Annotated in this window: 13 protein-coding genes; 5 read left to right on the top strand and 8 right to left on the bottom strand. The window is 67.9% G+C overall.

Annotation, left to right across the window (positions count from 1 at the left end; translation table 11 throughout):
- The first annotated feature begins 121 nt into the window (after positions 1–121).
- The 5 genes from ACM6LU_RS03060 to ACM6LU_RS03040 are packed head-to-tail and all read left to right on the top strand — an operon-like array spanning position 122 to position 6,635.
- Positions 122–2,077: an alginate lyase family protein gene (locus ACM6LU_RS03060; protein ID WP_414936015.1), complete on the top strand. Its 1,956-nt coding sequence runs from the start codon at positions 122–124 to the stop codon at positions 2,075–2,077.
- The gene (locus ACM6LU_RS03055; protein ID WP_414936014.1) at positions 2,074–3,603 is read left to right on the top strand and encodes a right-handed parallel beta-helix repeat-containing protein; all 1,530 of its coding nucleotides are present in this window, start codon (positions 2,074–2,076) and stop codon (positions 3,601–3,603) included. The genes ACM6LU_RS03060 and ACM6LU_RS03055 overlap by 4 nt, the downstream gene beginning before the upstream one ends.
- A 1-nt stretch (position 3,604) precedes the next feature.
- Positions 3,605–4,825 carry an O-antigen ligase domain-containing protein gene (locus ACM6LU_RS03050; RefSeq protein ID WP_414936013.1) on the top strand — a complete coding sequence of 407 codons (1,221 nt, stop codon included), beginning with the start codon at positions 3,605–3,607 and terminating at the stop codon, positions 4,823–4,825.
- Entirely contained in the window at positions 4,822–6,003 is a 1,182-nt protein-coding gene (locus tag ACM6LU_RS03045; RefSeq protein ID WP_414936012.1) for a glycosyltransferase family 4 protein, read from the top strand. The genes ACM6LU_RS03050 and ACM6LU_RS03045 overlap by 4 nt, the downstream gene beginning before the upstream one ends.
- The gene (locus ACM6LU_RS03040; RefSeq protein WP_414936011.1) at positions 6,000–6,635 is read left to right on the top strand and encodes a phosphatase PAP2 family protein; all 636 of its coding nucleotides are present in this window, start codon (positions 6,000–6,002) and stop codon (positions 6,633–6,635) included. The genes ACM6LU_RS03045 and ACM6LU_RS03040 overlap by 4 nt, the downstream gene beginning before the upstream one ends.
- A 165-nt stretch (positions 6,636–6,800) precedes the next feature.
- Here ACM6LU_RS03040 and ACM6LU_RS03035 read toward each other — a convergent pair whose 3' ends face one another.
- The 8 genes from ACM6LU_RS03035 to ACM6LU_RS03000 all read right to left on the bottom strand — a co-directional run bounded on the left by ACM6LU_RS03035 (position 6,801) and on the right by ACM6LU_RS03000 (position 16,227).
- Positions 6,801–7,757 carry a hypothetical protein gene (locus ACM6LU_RS03035; protein WP_414936010.1) on the bottom strand — a complete coding sequence of 319 codons (957 nt, stop codon included), beginning with the start codon at positions 7,755–7,757 and terminating at the stop codon, positions 6,801–6,803.
- Between the two features lie 198 nt (positions 7,758–7,955).
- Positions 7,956–9,401, bottom strand: a complete 1,446-nt coding sequence (locus tag ACM6LU_RS03030) for a right-handed parallel beta-helix repeat-containing protein (protein ID WP_414936009.1) — start codon at positions 9,399–9,401, stop codon at positions 7,956–7,958.
- 56 nt (positions 9,402–9,457) lie between these two features.
- Positions 9,458–10,957, bottom strand: coding sequence for a right-handed parallel beta-helix repeat-containing protein (locus ACM6LU_RS03025; RefSeq protein ID WP_414936008.1), 1,500 nt, complete (start codon positions 10,955–10,957; stop codon positions 9,458–9,460).
- Positions 10,954–12,270: a glutamate-1-semialdehyde 2,1-aminomutase gene (locus ACM6LU_RS03020; protein WP_414936007.1), complete on the bottom strand. Its 1,317-nt coding sequence runs from the start codon at positions 12,268–12,270 to the stop codon at positions 10,954–10,956. Before ACM6LU_RS03020 ends, ACM6LU_RS03025 begins: the two co-directional genes overlap by 4 nt.
- 6 nt (positions 12,271–12,276) lie before the next feature.
- A complete protein-coding gene (locus ACM6LU_RS03015; protein WP_414936006.1) occupies positions 12,277–12,825 on the bottom strand; it encodes a dTDP-4-dehydrorhamnose 3,5-epimerase family protein in 549 nt (182 codons plus the stop codon).
- Positions 12,822–14,009: a polysaccharide pyruvyl transferase family protein gene (locus tag ACM6LU_RS03010; protein ID WP_414936005.1), complete on the bottom strand. Its 1,188-nt coding sequence runs from the start codon at positions 14,007–14,009 to the stop codon at positions 12,822–12,824. The genes ACM6LU_RS03015 and ACM6LU_RS03010 overlap by 4 nt, the downstream gene beginning before the upstream one ends.
- Positions 14,006–14,956: a glycosyltransferase family 2 protein gene (locus ACM6LU_RS03005; RefSeq protein ID WP_414936004.1), complete on the bottom strand. Its 951-nt coding sequence runs from the start codon at positions 14,954–14,956 to the stop codon at positions 14,006–14,008. Before ACM6LU_RS03005 ends, ACM6LU_RS03010 begins: the two co-directional genes overlap by 4 nt.
- Positions 14,953–16,227: a hypothetical protein gene (locus tag ACM6LU_RS03000; protein ID WP_414936003.1), complete on the bottom strand. Its 1,275-nt coding sequence runs from the start codon at positions 16,225–16,227 to the stop codon at positions 14,953–14,955. Before ACM6LU_RS03000 ends, ACM6LU_RS03005 begins: the two co-directional genes overlap by 4 nt.
- Positions 16,228–16,232 lie beyond the last annotated feature (5 nt).

The raw sequence follows: 16,232 nt of genomic DNA, 5'->3' as shown, positions 1-16,232 counted from the left end.
CCCGCTATCGCGGTGGCAGGGCGCCCTCCGCGTCCATCGTGACGTGTTCTACCGACCAGCGCCCTGCCGACGTCGATCGCGGCCGCGGGTTCACCGACAAGGACACGGAGGGCCTTGGCTGATGGATCCGTCCTGGTACCTGCGAAGACTGTCGAGGATGGGGCCCGCCGAGGTCGCGGGCCGGGTCACCGACGTCGTGCGCAAACGCCAGTGGCGCGGGGTCGCGGGCGAGCAGGCGTCCTGGCTGCCGGACCGGCGGTTCACGCGGGTGCCGGGCGAAGACATCCTCGCCAGCGTCTCCGGTGAGGCGGTGAAAGGTTTGCTCGTCAAGGCGGACCGGCTCATGGACGGCCGTGCCGAGTACTTCGGTGTCGAGCGAGACGACCTCGCCGACCCGGATTGGTCGTACGACCCGAAGACCGGACGCCGAGCACCGTCCGATGTGTACTCCTTCGACATCCCGTATCGGAGCGAGGACGCCGTCGGTGACATCAAGCAGATCTGGGAGCCGTCCCGGCATCAGCACCTCACCGTGCTGGCCGCCGCGTACGCCCTGACCGGTGAGGACCGGTACGCCGAGCGTGTCGCCGCGCACCTGAAGTCGTGGTGGGCGGCGAACCCGCCGATGCGCGGGGTGCACTGGGTCAGCGGGATCGAACTCGGCATCCGGCTGCTGTCGTGGGTGTGGGTCCGGCGGCTGCTCGACGGCTGGGCGCAGGCACCGGCGCTGTTCGAGGACAATCCGGTGGCGCTCACCCAGATCTGGCAGCACCAGCGCTGGCTTGCCGCGTTCCCGAGCCGGGGTTCGTCGGCGAACAACCACGTGATCGCCGAGGACGCCGGGCAACTCGCCGCCGCCTGCGCGTTCGACTGGTTCCCGGAATCGGGCCAGTGGCGGGATTCGGCGCTGGCGTCGCTGGACAAGATGTTGCGGCACAACACCTTCGACTCCGGTATCAACCGTGAGCTCGCCACCGAGTATCACGGGCTCGTCCTGGAACTGGGGCTCGCCGGTGCGCTGGAGGCGAAGGCCACCGGTGTCGTGGTGCCCGAGTCGACCTGGCTCGTGCTGCTGCGGATGACCGACGCGCTGGCGTCCATGGTGGACAACCGGCTGCGGCCGCCGCGGCAAGGTGACGCCGACGACGGCTTCGGTCTCATCGTGGATGGCGCTGTCGGTGACGAAACCAGCCGCTGGGCGTCGTTGCTCAACACCGGATCAGTCCTTTTCGGACGGTTGGACTGGTGGCCGGAGGTACCCGGCGGGGATGTCCGTACCCCGCTCTTCTCCGCGCTGGCCAGGGACATCCAGGTCGGCTCGCGGCGCCCGGTCCGGCGGCGGGACGACTTCGCCGACGCCGGGATGACCATCCTGCGTGGCGGCGAGATCTGGTGCCGCTGCGACGGTGGACCGCACGGCTTCCTGTCCATCGCCGCGCACGCGCACGCGGACGCGCTGTCGGTGGAGGTCCGGCACGACGGTGTCGACATCCTCGCCGATCCTGGAACCTACTGCTACCACGGTGAACCGAAGTGGCGTTCGTATTTCCGGTCGACGGCCGCGCACAACACCCTCGAACTCGGTGACACCGACCAGTCCGTTTCCGGTGGCCCGTTCCTGTGGACGAAACACGCCGTCACCACCGTGATCGGGGCCGGAACGCCGTCGCGCTGGAGTGCCGAACACGACGGCTACGCCCCGGCGGTCCATCAGCGGTCGGTGGAACTGGAGGAATCGACGCTGCGGATCCTGGACGAGGTTCGCGGCGGTGAGGCGCGACGGTGCCGTCTCGCGTTCCACTTCGGCCCGGCCGTCGAGGTCGCGCTTTCCGGCGGGACGGCGACGCTGTCGTGGACGGTCGACGGCCAGGAGCGGCAGGCTTCGCTCGAACTGCCACCGGAACTACGCTGGTCGGCACACCGCGGCGAGACCACTCCGCCGCTCGGCTGGTACTCGGCCGGGTTCGGCCGCCGCGAGCCCGCGTGGACGTTGCTCGGAGCCGGAACCGTGGGCGCCGAGGGCGCGTTGTCCACCCAGCTCACCTTCGACACAGGTAACGAGGATCCCCCATCGTGACCGCACGACCGCATCGTCTCCGCCGGGCAGCGTTAGTGGTGCTGCTCGGCCCGCTGGCGCTCACCGCCTGCACGACCCCGGCCGACGAGGCAGGGCCCGGACCGGATCCGGCCAAGACGCCGTCCGGTCCGACCGCGCAGGTGTGCGACAAGTTGCCGCCGGGTCCGGCGGAAGCGCCGGCGGGGGCGGTGAAGATCGACCCGGCGGTGCCGAACGACCTCGCCGCGAAGACGCGGTCGAGCCCGGCCGGGACGACGTTCTGGCTGGCACCGGGGACGCACAAACTCGGCGACGACCGCTACGACCAGGTCAACCCAAAGCAGGGCAACGTCTACGTGGGTGGCCCCAAAGCGGTCCTCGACGGCCGGAAAATCAACCAGTACGCCTTCTCCGGCAACGCCACCGACGTCAAGATCCAGTACCTGACCGTGCAGGGCTTCGCCGCGCCGCACGACGAGGGCGTGGTCAACCACGATTCGGCCGACGGATGGGTCATCGAGCACAGCGCCGTCCAGGACAACGACGGCGCGGCGCTGATGGCGGGCGCGCGGCAACAGGTCCGGGGGAACTGCCTGCGGCGCAACGGGCAGTACGGGATGAACGCGTACGCGCAGAGCAACGGGATCACCGGGCTTCTCGTCGAGGGCAACGAGATCACCGGGAACAACACCGGCGACTGGGAAAGCAGGATCGACGGCTGCGGCTGCACCGGCGGGGTCAAGTTCTGGTCGGTCAACGGCGCCGACATCCGGGGCAACTGGGTGCACGACAACCGCGGCGTCGGACTGTGGGCCGACACGAACAACAACGACTTCCTCATCGAGGGCAACGTCATCGAGAACAACGACGGCTCCGCCCTGATGTACGAGACCAGCTACAACGCCGTCATCAGCGGCAACACCCTCCGCCGCAACAACTGGGTGGACGGCAAGGGCTACATCGACCGCGGCGACAGCTTTCCGGTGGCGTCGATCTACATCTCCGAGTCCGGCGGCGAGCCGAGGGTGAAGGCGCGCACGGACAAACTGGAGATCTCCGGCAACTCGTTCGAGAACAACTGGAACGGGGTCACCCTGTGGGAGAACTCCGACCGGTTCTGCAACAGCGCGGCCAACACGTCGTCCGGCTCCTGCACGCGGCTGGTGCCCGAACAGGCGAACTGCGCGCAGCCCGCGATCGCGGCTGGCCCGCTGAACCACGACTGCCGGTGGAAAACCCAGCGCGTCGAGATCCACCACAACCGGTTCGTGCTCGACCCGGCCGTCGCCAACTGCGAAGAGAGCTGCGCGCGGATGGCGATGCTCGCGAACTTCGGCACGTTCCCGGACTGGTCGCCGTACAAGGGCGAGGTCGTCCAGCAGGCGATCACCTTCGACCAGGGGAACCGGCTCCACGACAACACCTACTCAGGGCCGTGGAACTTCGTGGCCTTCGAGCCGAGCCGGGTGCTGGGCTTCGGTGAATGGCAGGGCGCGCCCTACCGTCAGGACCAGGGCAGCAAGTTCGCCCGCGCGGGAGGTGGCTGACTTGCTCGATCCCGTGGTCCGGACCGAAGCGGCGATCCGCCGGAGCACACCCAAGGCGGTCGGCATCGCCTGGACGTTGCTGATCATCAACACCCTGGGCTCGACAGGGGCGAAGACGGTCATTCCACTGCCGAGGTCGGTCAGCCAGCTGATCACCATGGGCTCGCTGGGTGCCGCTTTCCTGATCGCACTGGCCTTGAACAGCAGGCTGCGGGTCAGGCCGAGCGCCTACCTCTTCCTGCTCACGGTGTTGCTGGTGCTGAGCACCGCCGCGAGCCTGAACCTGGAAGGCGGGTTCGGCGCGCTGTTCCGCTGCTTCCGGTTCACCCTTTTCCTCGGCACCCTGTGGTTGCTGACCCGCTGGTGGAACGGCGGCCTCGACCTCGTCCGCCAGCACATCCGCACCTACGGCGCGGTGCTGGTGACGGTGGTGATCGGGCTCGCGCTGAGCCCGGGCAACGCGATGCCGTTCGAGTACGGCGGACGGCTCACCGGGACGCTGTGGCCGTTGACCCCGCCACAGGTCGGCCAATACGCGGCCATCGTCATCGGCCTCACGACCTTGTTGTGGCTCGGCGGGAAACTGGACCGGCGGAACGCGCTGATCGTCATCGTCCCGACCTTCGGGATCCTGCTGCTGACCCACACCCGCACCGCGATGCTCGGCCTGGTGGCCGGAACCATCGTGGCGCTGATGTCGCAGTGGATGTCCAGCGCCCGCGCCCGCAAGGTGTTCACCGGGCTGGTCCTCGGCGGGGTGTTCGCCGCGGTGGTGCTGGGCGGGCTGCTGCAGACGTGGTTCCTGCGGGGGCAGTCCGAGGAGAACTTCTCCAGCCTCACTGGCCGGGCGAAGGTGTGGGACGCGCTGCTCAGCGCGCCGCGCACGACGCTGGAGTACCTGTTCGGCGTCGGCCTGACCGACAAGTCCTACGACGGTCTCCCGATCGACAGCAGCTGGCTCGCGGTTTACCACGAGCAAGGCTTCGTCGGGATCGCGATCGTGGCGGCGTTCCTGCTCGTGCTGGTCGTGGTCGCGGTGCTGCGGCCGCCCTCGCCCGCCAGGGCGTGCGCGATCTTCCTGATCACCTACTGTCTTTCCGCCTCCTACACCGAGGCGGGCCTCGGCGACGCGTCGCCGTACCTGCTGCACCTGGCCCTGGCCGCGTCGCTGCTGGTACGTGTGCCCGCCGACGACCCCGAATTCCTCAAGGAGCCCGCGTGAAGGTCCTCGTGATCCACAACCGGTACAGATCCGAGCAGCCAAGCGGTGAGAACAACGTCGTCGACCAGGAGATCGCGCTGCTGGGCGAGGCCGGGCACGACGTCGGCCTGTTCGAGCGGCGCAGTGACGACATCGCGGAGATGTCCCTGCCGCGCAAGGCCGTCGTCCCGCTTCAGGTGCCGTGGAACCGGGTCGTACGCGCGGAACTGGCCCGGCGCCTCGCCGAGGACCGGCCGGACGTCGTCCACATCCACAACACGTTCCCGCTGCTGTCGCCTTCGGTGCTGGCCGCGTGTGCCGAGGCCGGGGTCCCGACGGTCGCGACCGTGCACAACTACACCCTGATCTGCCCCCCCGGCACGCTGTATCGCGAGGGCTATATCTGTACCGATTGCGTGGGACGCAAGCCGATCCCGGCGGTGCGGCACGGCTGCTACCGCGGCTCGCGGCTCGCCACCGTGCCGATGGCGGCGAGCCTGCTGCTGAACCGCAACCGCTGGTGGTCCGGGGTTTCGCGGTTCTTCTGCATCTCACGGGCGCAACGCGAGGTGCTGATCGCCGCCGGGATGCCCGCCGAGCGGCTCGCGGTGAAGTACAACTTCGTCGCCGACCCGGGCAAGACGCGCAAGGGCGCGGGGGAGCATGTGCTGTTCCTCGGCCGGATCACCGAGGAAAAGGGCATCGGCCTGCTGATGAAGGCTTGGGACCAGCTCGCCGCGGTGGGCGGCCCGGTGCCGCCGCTGGTGATCGCCGGCACCGGCCCGATGCAGGACGAGGTCGCACGCTGGGCACACGGCCGCGACGACGTCCGCTATGTCGGGCTCCAGTCCAAAGAGGAGTGTCGAGACCTGATCGCCCGCTCGAACGCCGTCGTCGCCCCTTCGGAGTGGCTGGAGGCGTTCGGCCTGGTCGTGGTCGAGGCGATGGCCGCCGGAGTCCCGACGGTCGCCGCTGCCCACGGCGCCTTCCGCGAACTGGTGGAAGACGGCGTCACCGGCCTGCTGCACGAACCCGGGAACCCCGAGTCGCTCGCGGCACGGCTGCGGGAGGTCGTCGGCGACGCCGAAGGGAACCAGGAGATGGGCTGGGCGGCCCGGCTGGTGTACGAACAGGAATTCACGCCGAAGATCGGCCTCGAGCGGCTGATCGGCGGCTACCAGGCCGCGATCGACGCGTGATCGCCGGCCCGCCCGCTCTCCCGCCGCGGGTGCGGGTCCCGCTCTGGACTCTGGGCGCCTGCGGCTTCCTCGTCGCCCTCATCCTCGGCGTGCGTTACGCCGGAACCTCCCACACCGCCGGACTGGACGCCCTCGTGCTGCCGGTCGTCGACCGGGTCGAAGGCCCACTCTGGTACCTGGCGACCGCGATCGACTTCGCGGGCGAACCGGTGGGCGCGGTGGTGGTCATCGCGTTGTTCGGCTGGCTGTGCTTGCGGCACCGGCGGCCGCGGACGGCGATCCTGCTGGTGGCCGCCTCCGGGGTGACCGTGGCGCTGACCACCGGCCTGAAACCCCTGACCGGCAGGCTGATCCACGGCGAGTTCCTCTCCTATCCCAGCGGGCACACGGCTTTCGCGGTGACCGTGGCGACGGTCGTCGCGCTGCTGGTGATCGACGTGCGCGGTCTTGGGCCTCTTGGCGGGACCGGGGTGCTGGTGGGGCTGGTCGCGTTCTCGGCGCTCGCGATGGGGTGGGCCGAGGTGGCGCTGGGGGCGCACTACCCGACGGACACTTTCGGGGGCTTCGGGGTGGCTGTCGCGGTGGTGCCGGTGGTGGCGTGGGCGGTGGACCGGCTCACGCGGCCCGCTTGACGCCGTCGAGCAGTTCCCGGCTGACATCCAAGTGGCCACGCGTGCCGCGCGAAGCTCGGTCGCCGAGAGTCCGTCGAGTTTGTAGAGGATCGCTGCCCGCATTGGGGCCGAGGGGCAGCGATCGGGTATCGGGAGAGTGCCTGTAAAGGCTGCAATCTCCTCACGCTACGCGGTTCGCCTGATCGCGACGTTCGGCCGCGGGTGCCTCTGCGCGGACCAGAACGCGGCTTGAAGCTCGCTGAGAACCCGGTCCGGCTCGGTGCGCAGCCTGGACGGCAGCGTCTGAAGCACGACGATTCCCGCGGCGACGTAACGAGCGTTGCGGGCGACGGTGGCACGATGGTCTTCGAGGCTCGTGTGGTGGCGGTAGGAGTCGATCTCCCAAGCGAAGGCGATCTCGTCGCACCAGAAGTCCGGAGTGGCGATGTAGTTCCCGTCCGCGTCGAAGATCGGGACGTTCCAGTGGCCCGGTGGGAGACCGGAGCGTTGCCAGAGGTGCCACGCGTCGGCTTCGGCGACGGATCTCGCTCCGGCGAGTAGTGGGGTCAGGGCCTTCCTGGGCAGGGCGGTTCCGGCTCGCCCTGCTTGGTCGAGTTCGTGGGAGAGCATGTCGGTGGTGCAGAAGCGGCGTTGGACGGCCTCGGCCATCAGCGCCTGGATCTCGTCTCCGTTCGTGAGCCTTCGGGCGGCGTCGATGACGGCTCGGGGAACGGGCGCGACCGGGAGGCCTCCCCGCAGGTGAGGACGGGGAAGGCGGTGAGTCCGCTCCACGTGGGCGAACTCGACGTCGGCGACACCGTGGTTGGCCGGTATGAGGACATGGATTTCCTCCTGCCGAGGCACCCTCTCCAGACCATGGCGGCGGAGCGCCCAAGTGCCGGTGAGTACCGCGTCCCGTCGAGCGTGGAGCAAGGCGGCGCGGATCCGGTGCTCGTCGGTCGGGGTACCACTGCTTAGCAGCACGATGCCGGGCAGCAGCGTTCGCCAGGGCCCGCCCGTGGCGCACCGGCGGGAGATGGTCCGGCGCGGCACCCCGATCTGTTCGAGATCGGTCGCGCGGACCACTTCCGGCCGGTCCGGAGCGGTGAGCAAGGGGTGAGTGGTCCAGATTCCTCGTCGCACCCGAGCACTATGCGACCGGCCACCGACAATACCTGCCTTACGTGCATGAAAGTCCCAGTCACGAGATCATGTCCGTGACGATGTAGGAATTGGGACACTCAACGTCCCAATTCCTACATCGTCACGTGGCCTCCCCGCTCGTGCCCGAACTTTCGTTGAACATGAACCACGGTTGTACCGAAAGGTCCGGTCACGACCTCAGCATTCACCGTCCCCAAAAGAACTACAAGCATCCTGCGAGTAAGGAGCCCCCTGCCACCCCGAAACGCCCAAGGTCCGCGAAGTGTCATGAACGACAAAACGCCAATCCCCCGCATAGGCGTTGTCGTACCACCGGTTCTCCTGCCGAAAGGTGACCGCGTCCGAAACGGAAGAACCGCGATAAGGCGACCACTCCGGATAGGTCCCGAAATTCGCCAATACAGCCATCCGCCCGCACAACCCCGTGCACGCCGAGCCGATCGAGAACTTGTTGCCGTGAACGGAAACCCGCTGCGTCTTCCACCGGCAGTCGTCGTACAGCGGCGGCGACGCGATCCCCGGCGCCGAACAGGACGAGACCGAAGGGACCAAACGAGTACATGAGCCAGACGATGTGTTCGCCGGGCTGTTGCAGAAACGGTCCGCGTTCTCCCACAGGGTGATTCCGGCCCAGTTGTCCTCGAAGACGTTGTCGACGATCTCCACCGAGGAAGTCCGGGCACGAATACGCGGCTCACCCCCGGACTCGGAAAGGTAGATCGTCCCGACCGGGAAATTGTCACCACGCGCGGCGAAAGCGCGACCCTGCACAAGGGTGTTCCGCCGGAAGGTGTTCCCTCGGACCACGAGGTTGTAGGAGATCTCGTAGAACAACGCCTCCGCCTCGTTGTCCTCGATCAGGTTGTCCTCGATGACGAAGTCGTTGTTGTTCGTATCCGCCCACAGGCCCGCGCCGTGGTTGTGGTGGACCCAGTTGCCGCGGATGTCGGCGCCGTTCACGGCCCAGAATTTCGCGCCGCCGCTGCAGCCGCAGCCGGGGTTCTTCTTTTCCCAGTCGTCGGTGTTGTTCCCGGCGATCTCGTTGCCCTCGACGACCAGTCCGGTGATGCCGTCGCCGGCGCGGTAGGCGTTGATGCCGTACTGCCCGTTGTTCCGCAGGCAGTTCCGCCGGATCTCCTGGCGCGGACCCGCCATCATGGCGGCGCCCCGGTTGTCCTCGATGGTGTTGCCTTCGATGAGCCAGTGCTCACCGGAGTCGTGGTTCACCACGCCCTCATCCCGCGGCGCCGCGAAACCGCGGATCGTGAGGCCACGGAGGACGACATCGCGCGCCTGCTGGGTGAACGCGTAGCGGTTGACACCGCCACCGTCCAAAACAGCGCCGGGAGCGCCGAGATAGGCGTTGCCGTCTTTCGGGATGATCTGGCCGAACTCGTCCGGGCTCAGGGTGTGCTCGCCCCCGGCCAGCCAGAACGTCGTGCCGGCCGGGAGCTCGCGCGTCTTCGTGGAAAGGTCGGTCCCTGGTTCGACGACCACGGCGCCGTCGGGTTTCGAAGGGCTCACCGGTCCCGCGTCGCAGACCGCGACAGGAGAGACCTCAGCCGGTAGAGCCGTGATGACTCCTGTCGCGAGCAGCAGCAAAGTGACCAGGAACGCGGGCATGCCTGAAACGGTAAGCCACTATGGACGGTCCCAGACGGACACTTACAGGTGAACCTTCAGCACGTCTCCATCTCCCCGAACCCGCTGCAGGTGTCCTGCAGATAGGGCGCGGCCTGCCACTGCGCCGCGGTCAGCCGCCGCGACATGTCATGGGCGACGAACGTCCAAGGTCCGTAGTACTTGTTGTCGTGCCACCGGTTCTCCTGCCGGAAGGTGATCGCGTCCGAGATCACGGCGGCCCGGTACGGCGACCAGGCCGGGAAGGTCCCGTAGTTCGAGAGCACCGCCATTCGTCCGCAGAGGCCGAGGCAGCCTTCCATCGACGAATCGAACTCGAACGTGTTCTCGTGCACCGAAACGCGCTGGGTCTTCCATCGGCAGTCGCTGTACAGCGGCTCGGTGGCGATGCCCGGATCGGAGCAGGAGGACGTCGGTGAGATCAGCGCCGTGCACGAGAGCGTGGAGGTGTTGGCCGGGCTGTTGCAGAATCGGTCGGCGTTCTCCCACAGCGTGATCCCCGACCAGTTGTCGGAGAACATGTTTCCCCGGATGTCGATCTTACTGGTCCGGGCGGGCAGCCTCGGTTCTCCACCCGATTCGCTGAGGTACACCGCGGCGACCGGGAAGTTGTCGCCCTTTGCGGCCTTGCTCCGGCCCTGTATCAGCGCGTTGCGCCGGAACGTGTTCCCGATCAGGTCCAGGTTGTAGGAGATCTCGTAGAACAGCCCTTCGGACGCGTTGTCCTCGATCAGGTTGTCCTCGATGAGGAAATCGTTGTTGTTCGTGTCGGCCCAGAGCCCGACACCGTGGTTGCCGTGGACCCAGTTGCCGACGATGTCGGCCCCGTTGACGGCCCAGAACTTCGCACCGCCGCTGCATCCGCAGCCAGGGACCTTCCTTTCCCAGTCGTCGGTGTTGTTCCCGGCGATCTCGTTGCCCTCGATCACCAGATCGGCCAGCCCGCCGCCGAAACGGTAGGCGTTGATGCCGTACTGCCCGTTGTTGCGCAGGCAGTTCCCGATCACCCGCTGGCCGGTCCCGGTCATCATCCCGGCGCCGCCGTTGTCCTCGATGATGTTGCCTTCGATGACCCAGCGTTCGCCGGAGTCGTGGTTGACCACGCCCTGATCACGTTCGGCGACGAAACCGCGGATGGTCAGCCCGCGGATCACCACGTCCTTGGCCGAGGTGGTGAAGGCCGCGCGGTTGAGCCCGCGTCCGTCCAGTACGGCACCGGGCGCGCCGAGGTAGACGTTGCCGTCCTTGGGCATCACCTGCCCGAACTGGTCGGAACTCAGGATGTGCGTGCCGGGCGCGAGCCAGAACGTGCTCCCCGGCGGGCTGAACCGGGTCTTGTCGGTCAGATCGATACCCGGTTCGACGACCTGGGCGCCTTCCGGTGCGGAAGGGACGCCGACGGTCGTGCCGCACACCCCTCGGGTCGGCTCTGGAGTCGCCACCGCTGTGGATTCAACGGCGACCTGGAGCAGTAGTACCGACAGTGCGACGCAGAGCGCGCGTGAGCCGGCCGAGCGATAGGCGATCCCTGAACTCATACCCTTCTCCGAAACACCGGCTTCACCGGACGGCCACCCAGCCACGGCGCCGGATCATCCGCGTCGAGTGCTTTGCGATACACGAGGCAGGCCTGCGAGACCACTTCGACAGTCCGGTTGATGTCTTCTTCGGACAATGCGCTGCTGACCACGAACGACGGTCCGAGGATGCCACCCGTGACCAGTTGCCGCAGGAACAACGTTCGGTAGTCCTGTGACGGTTTTTTTTCCGCGTCGAGCGTGCCGAAGACGAGGTTGCTCGCCCGGCCACGCACGACGACGTGTTCCTCGACCCCCGCCGAGGCCGCGACTTCGCGGACCCCGGCGGCGAGCCGGTCGCCGAGCGCGTGCAGCCGCGCGGCGATACCTTCTTCGGTGTAGGTCTCCATGACCGCGATCGCGGCGGCCAGCGAATGCGTCTCGGCGCCGTGCGTGGTGGACAGCAGGAAGACCCGCTCCCCGGCGGTACGGAGGCCACCGAGTTCCATCAGTTCGCGTTTGCCTGCCAGCGCCGAGACGGCGAACCCGTTCCCGAGCGCCTTGCCGAACGTCGAGAGGTCCGGCGTGACACCGTAGAGCCCTTGCGCTCCGGCCTCGGACCAGCGGAAACCGGTGATCATCTCGTCGAAGATCAGTACGCAGCCGTACCGGTCGGCGAGTTCCCGCAGGCCGGCGAGGTAGCCGGGCGGCGGTTCGAGCTGGGTGGACGCCTCCAGGACCAGGCAGGCGATCCGGCCTTCGTGTTCCCGCAGCACCTGTTCCGTCGCGGGCAGGTCGCCGTAGGGGAACGACATGGTCAGGTCGGTGATCTCGCCGGGGATACCCGACGACATCGGCGTGGTGCCGATGAACCAGTCGTCGATGGAGAAGAAGGCGTGGTCGTGGCAGATCGCCACCAGCGGCCTGCCAGTGGCCGCCCTGGCGAGCTTGACCGCGGCCGTGGTGGCGTCGGAGCCGTTCTTGGCGAACTTGACCATTTCCGCGGTGGGTACGGTCTCGAGGAACTTCTCCGCCGCCCGTTCCTCCATAATGGACGGACGGGCGAAGTTGGCGCCCCGGTCGATCTCGCGGTGGGCGGCTTCGCTGACCCGCGGGTGCACGTGCCCGAGGCTGACCGCGCGCAGCCCTGAGCCGTACTCGATGTATTCGTGCCCGTCGACGTCCCAGACGTGCGCGCCGCGCCCGTGGGAGATGACCGGTGCCAGGTTCTCCGGGTACTGGTCGTCGCCCTTGGCGTAGGTGTGCGCGCCTCCGGGGATCATCGCGTGGAGGCGCTCATTGGCCCGCATGGACTGGGGAAGCTGACGGGACACTTCGAATCACCTCGTGTTCTGTAGTACCGCGGAGAGCGGGAGGGCCCGGCGGTCCCGCTCCGAGACGAAGGCGGCCGGAAGTGGCCAGTCGATCGCCAGCTCCGGGTCGTCGAAGGCGATCGCCACGTCTTCGGCGGGATCATGCGCGCGGTCGATCCGGTAGGAGACGTCGGCGTACTCGGTGAGCGCCTGGAACCCGTGCGCGCACCCGGCCGGGATGTACAGCGAAACCTGCGTCTCCCCGGACAGTTCGAACGTCTCCTTGCCGAGGTAGGTCGGCGAATCCGGCCTCAGGTCGACGACGACGTCGAAGACGGCGCCCCACGAACACCGGACCAGTTTCGCCTCACCCGCACCCGAGCGGAGGTGCATCCCGCGCAGCACTCCTCTTCGAGACCGGGAAACACTGTCCTGGAGGAACCCGTTCGGGTCGATTCCCGCCGACCGGACGACGTCGGCGTCGAACGTGCGGCTGAAGAAGCCGCGTTCGTCGGCGTGCGGTGTCGGCTCGAACAGGTACGCGCCCGCGATGGCGGGCACCGGGATCGTCTTCATCGGACTCCCATCGGCAGGAAGGCGGCCGACAGTTCGGAGAACTGCTCGTCCAGCAGTCGTACTTGCTCCGCGCCGCGTTTCACCAGGGTTTCGGTCAGTTCGCCCGCGCGGCTCTCGAGTTCGGCGAACTGGCGCACCAGTTTGTCGAGGTCGATCTCCTTGGCGCGCTGGCAGAACTCTCCGAGGCCCAACGCGGCCATGAGGACGTCGTTCTTGCGGGCGTACCCGACGGACAACGTCGGTTTCGCCAGCTTCAGCGCGCACAGGACGTTGTGGTACCGGGTGGCGACGACGGTCTCGACCGCCGACATCGCCCGCAGCACGTCGTCCAAAGTGGACGTGTCGGCGGCGGTGACCAACGGGGAATCCAGTTCCGTCATGATCTCGTCGACGACCTGCCGGTCGGCTCGATCGCCGATGAACAACCGCACCGGGCGGCCGTCGGCGACCAGTCCGGCGACGAACCGGGTCATATTGTCCACATAGGACTCATAGATCTCGCCGGCGCGGGCCCGGTCGTCGTTCCCGCCGTGGTAGGCCATCACCCCGACCCCGACGGAGCGGGGCAGCACCGGTTCCGACGGCGCCGAGAGGGCGAAGGCGAGATCGGGGTAGACACGGTCGTCCGTGACGTCCACCCCCATCGCGCGCATCGCGTCCCGTGACGGCTCGTCCCGGTAGGACCGGAACGCCGCCAGCCACGCGGCCCGGCCGATGATCGACCGGGTGATCCGGTGCGTGCTGACGTTGGCGCCGACGCTCACCAGCGCGACCTTGGTGCCGACCAGCCTGCCGGACGCCGACAGCAGCAACAGGGCGTACGGGAAACCCCACGGGCGCAGGGGAAGGGTGGATTCGAGGACGCCCATCCCCGGCACGATCACGACGTCCTGGCGCCGCACCCACGTCGCCGTGCGGACGACGTCGACGAGTTTGCCGAACCCCTTCATGACGATGGACAACGGACCCGAAGCTGTCCGGTACTCACCCTGGTACCAGTTCAACGCGGTCGTCTCGAGTCCGTAGCGTGACGCGACGATTTCCGGACCGCCGCACATCACGCTGAGCGCGGCAGCGGGATGCTCCGCGCGCAAATACCCGAGAACCGCCTCGAAGGAACCGTCGTTGCCGAGATTCCCTGATCCGAGGAGACCGAACAGCCCGATTCTCACGGGCGGGGTCAAGGGACTCGTCCCTCCTGGCCGGCGACGACTGAGACCACGGAAACCTCACGCGGCCCCGTTTCGGCCTCGGCCTGGACCGGCATCCGTCCCATGGCCGGGTTTCCCGCCCGGTTCAGCATCCATTGCCGCAGGTACCGGAAGCACTCGCGCTTCTCGGCGCCGGAGATCGGCGCGTTGCGGATCGCGTTGACGTAACCCAGGACGTACTCGCCGAGCAGCCGCACCATCGGGTGACGCAGCTTGTCGGCCCGCTTCGGGTCGAGGTTGGTCGCACGCCTGCGCACGGTCGGATGCTCGTGTTCGGAGCGGCCGGGGTGGTCACGCCGGAAGTACAGCCAGTCGGGCACCTGGTGGAACCGGCCGTGCAGGGCGAGTTCCGAGATGATCGTGCGGTCCGCGTGGTGGTAGCTGTCCAGCGGCGCGACGCGGCGCAGCACCTCGGTGCGGATGACCGCGCCGTCGTCGTCCCCGCCGGGTGCGAACAGCGTGCTGCGGAAGCGTTCCGCGGCGTGCGGCGAAACCGTGTTGAGCGGGTACTCCAGCGCCTGCGTGACGACGGCCTTCTCGTCGATCATCGCCGTCCACGAGTGCGAGAGGACGAACTCGGGGTGCTCGTCGAGCGCCTCGACACAGCGCTCCAGCAGGTCGCGCGCGTAGAGGTCGTCGTCCGAGGCCCACTTGAACAACTCGCCGCGGGCGACGTCGACGCAGTAGTTGTGGTTGGGCGCGCAGCCGATGTTCACCGGCTGGCGCACGTAGCGAACGCGGGAGTCCAGTTTCGCGTACTCACGGCCGATCTCTTCGGTGCGGTCCACGGACGCGTTGTCCGAGATGATCAGTTCGAAGTTCTCGTAGCTTTGGCCGAGGAGTGCGTCCAGCGATTCGGCGAGGTAGTCCTCGCCGTTGTAGACCGGGAGCCCGATGCTCAGCCGAGGAGCGGTGCTCATGACGTCCTCATTTCTTCCTTCTCCGAAGTCAGATGTTCTTTGAGCGCGGCATGCAGCTGAAGCCACCACACCGCTGACCCGCTGGTGATCGCCAACGCGACCCCCCAAGCGGATCCGGACGCCCCGGCCAAGAAGGCGCCAATGAGCCCGAAACCGACGTAGCCGGCCGAGTTGATCAGCTGGGCGCGAAGGCTCCTTTTCGCAGCGCCGAGCGCACGCAATCCGGCGGCCGCCCCGGTGTTGAACCCCGCAGCGGCGATACCGATGGTCACCGGGAGGATCAGTTCCGAAGCGGGATCCCAGACGTCACCGAGCACGAACCGGCCGGCGTCGTGGGGTACCAGAAGCAAGGCGAGACCCCAGAGCAGGGCCGCCGCCGCCTGGCCGGCGCCGAGAACGGCGCAGAAGTTCCGAAGGCGGTGCGGGGCCCGTTGGAGCACCCGCGCGCTTTCGGCCACCGTGACCAGGGAAAGTCCCATCAGAAGGGCGAAGAACGGTCCGAGCAGCAGTTCGGCGCCGCGTACCGCGCCGACGCTCGCGAGCCCGGCGATCGCGCCGAGGCCGTACATCCGCAGCTGGGTCGAACCGGCGTTGCTGACGTTTTCGACCACGTATCGGGCGCCGAGGTCGCGGTGCCGTTTGAGCCACTCGAGCGTGCCGCGCGGATCCGGCCGGACCCCCGCCTGCAGACAGCCGTACCCGGCGGCGACCGCTCCGGAGAGGCCCCACGCCAGGATGAAGGCGACGACCGTGTCGAACCACCGGTTCGCGACGAACAGTGCCGGGATCAGCGCGATGCCCCAGACGACGTCGTTGACGAACGCCTTTTTCCCGTGCCCGGCGGCGAAGAAGGTGAACCGCCAGGCGTCCTGCAGCAACAAGGTGGGAATGACGATCCCGAGTGCGACGAACGCGCCGCCGATGTCGTCACCCACCAGGAGCCCGGCCGTCACGCTGACGACACCCGCCACGACGCCCGCGGTGAGCGCCGTCCCGGTCGCCCGTGCCGTCGCCGCCCGCCAGGATTCGGTGGACACACCGGAGAACCGCACCATCAGCGGGTCGGTCGTCAGCCCGCGCGAGAGGTTGAGCACCACGCCGTAGCTGACCCAGGCGAGGCTGAACATGCCGAACGCCGTGGTGCCGAGCGAACGCGCGACGTAAAGGCCGACCGCGAAATTGGTGATGCTGGAGACGGCCTGGTCGCCCAAGCCCCAGCTGAGCCGTCCGGCCATGGCCCGGACGGCTTGGGAACGCAGAAGTGATCGCATCGGTT

Origin of the sequence: Amycolatopsis sp. cmx-11-51 (assembly GCF_047608665.1) — a bacterium.
In the GTDB taxonomy this organism is placed as follows: Bacteria; Actinomycetota; Actinomycetes; order Mycobacteriales; family Pseudonocardiaceae; genus Amycolatopsis.
This window is presented reverse-complemented; position numbering and strand designations above follow the sequence as displayed.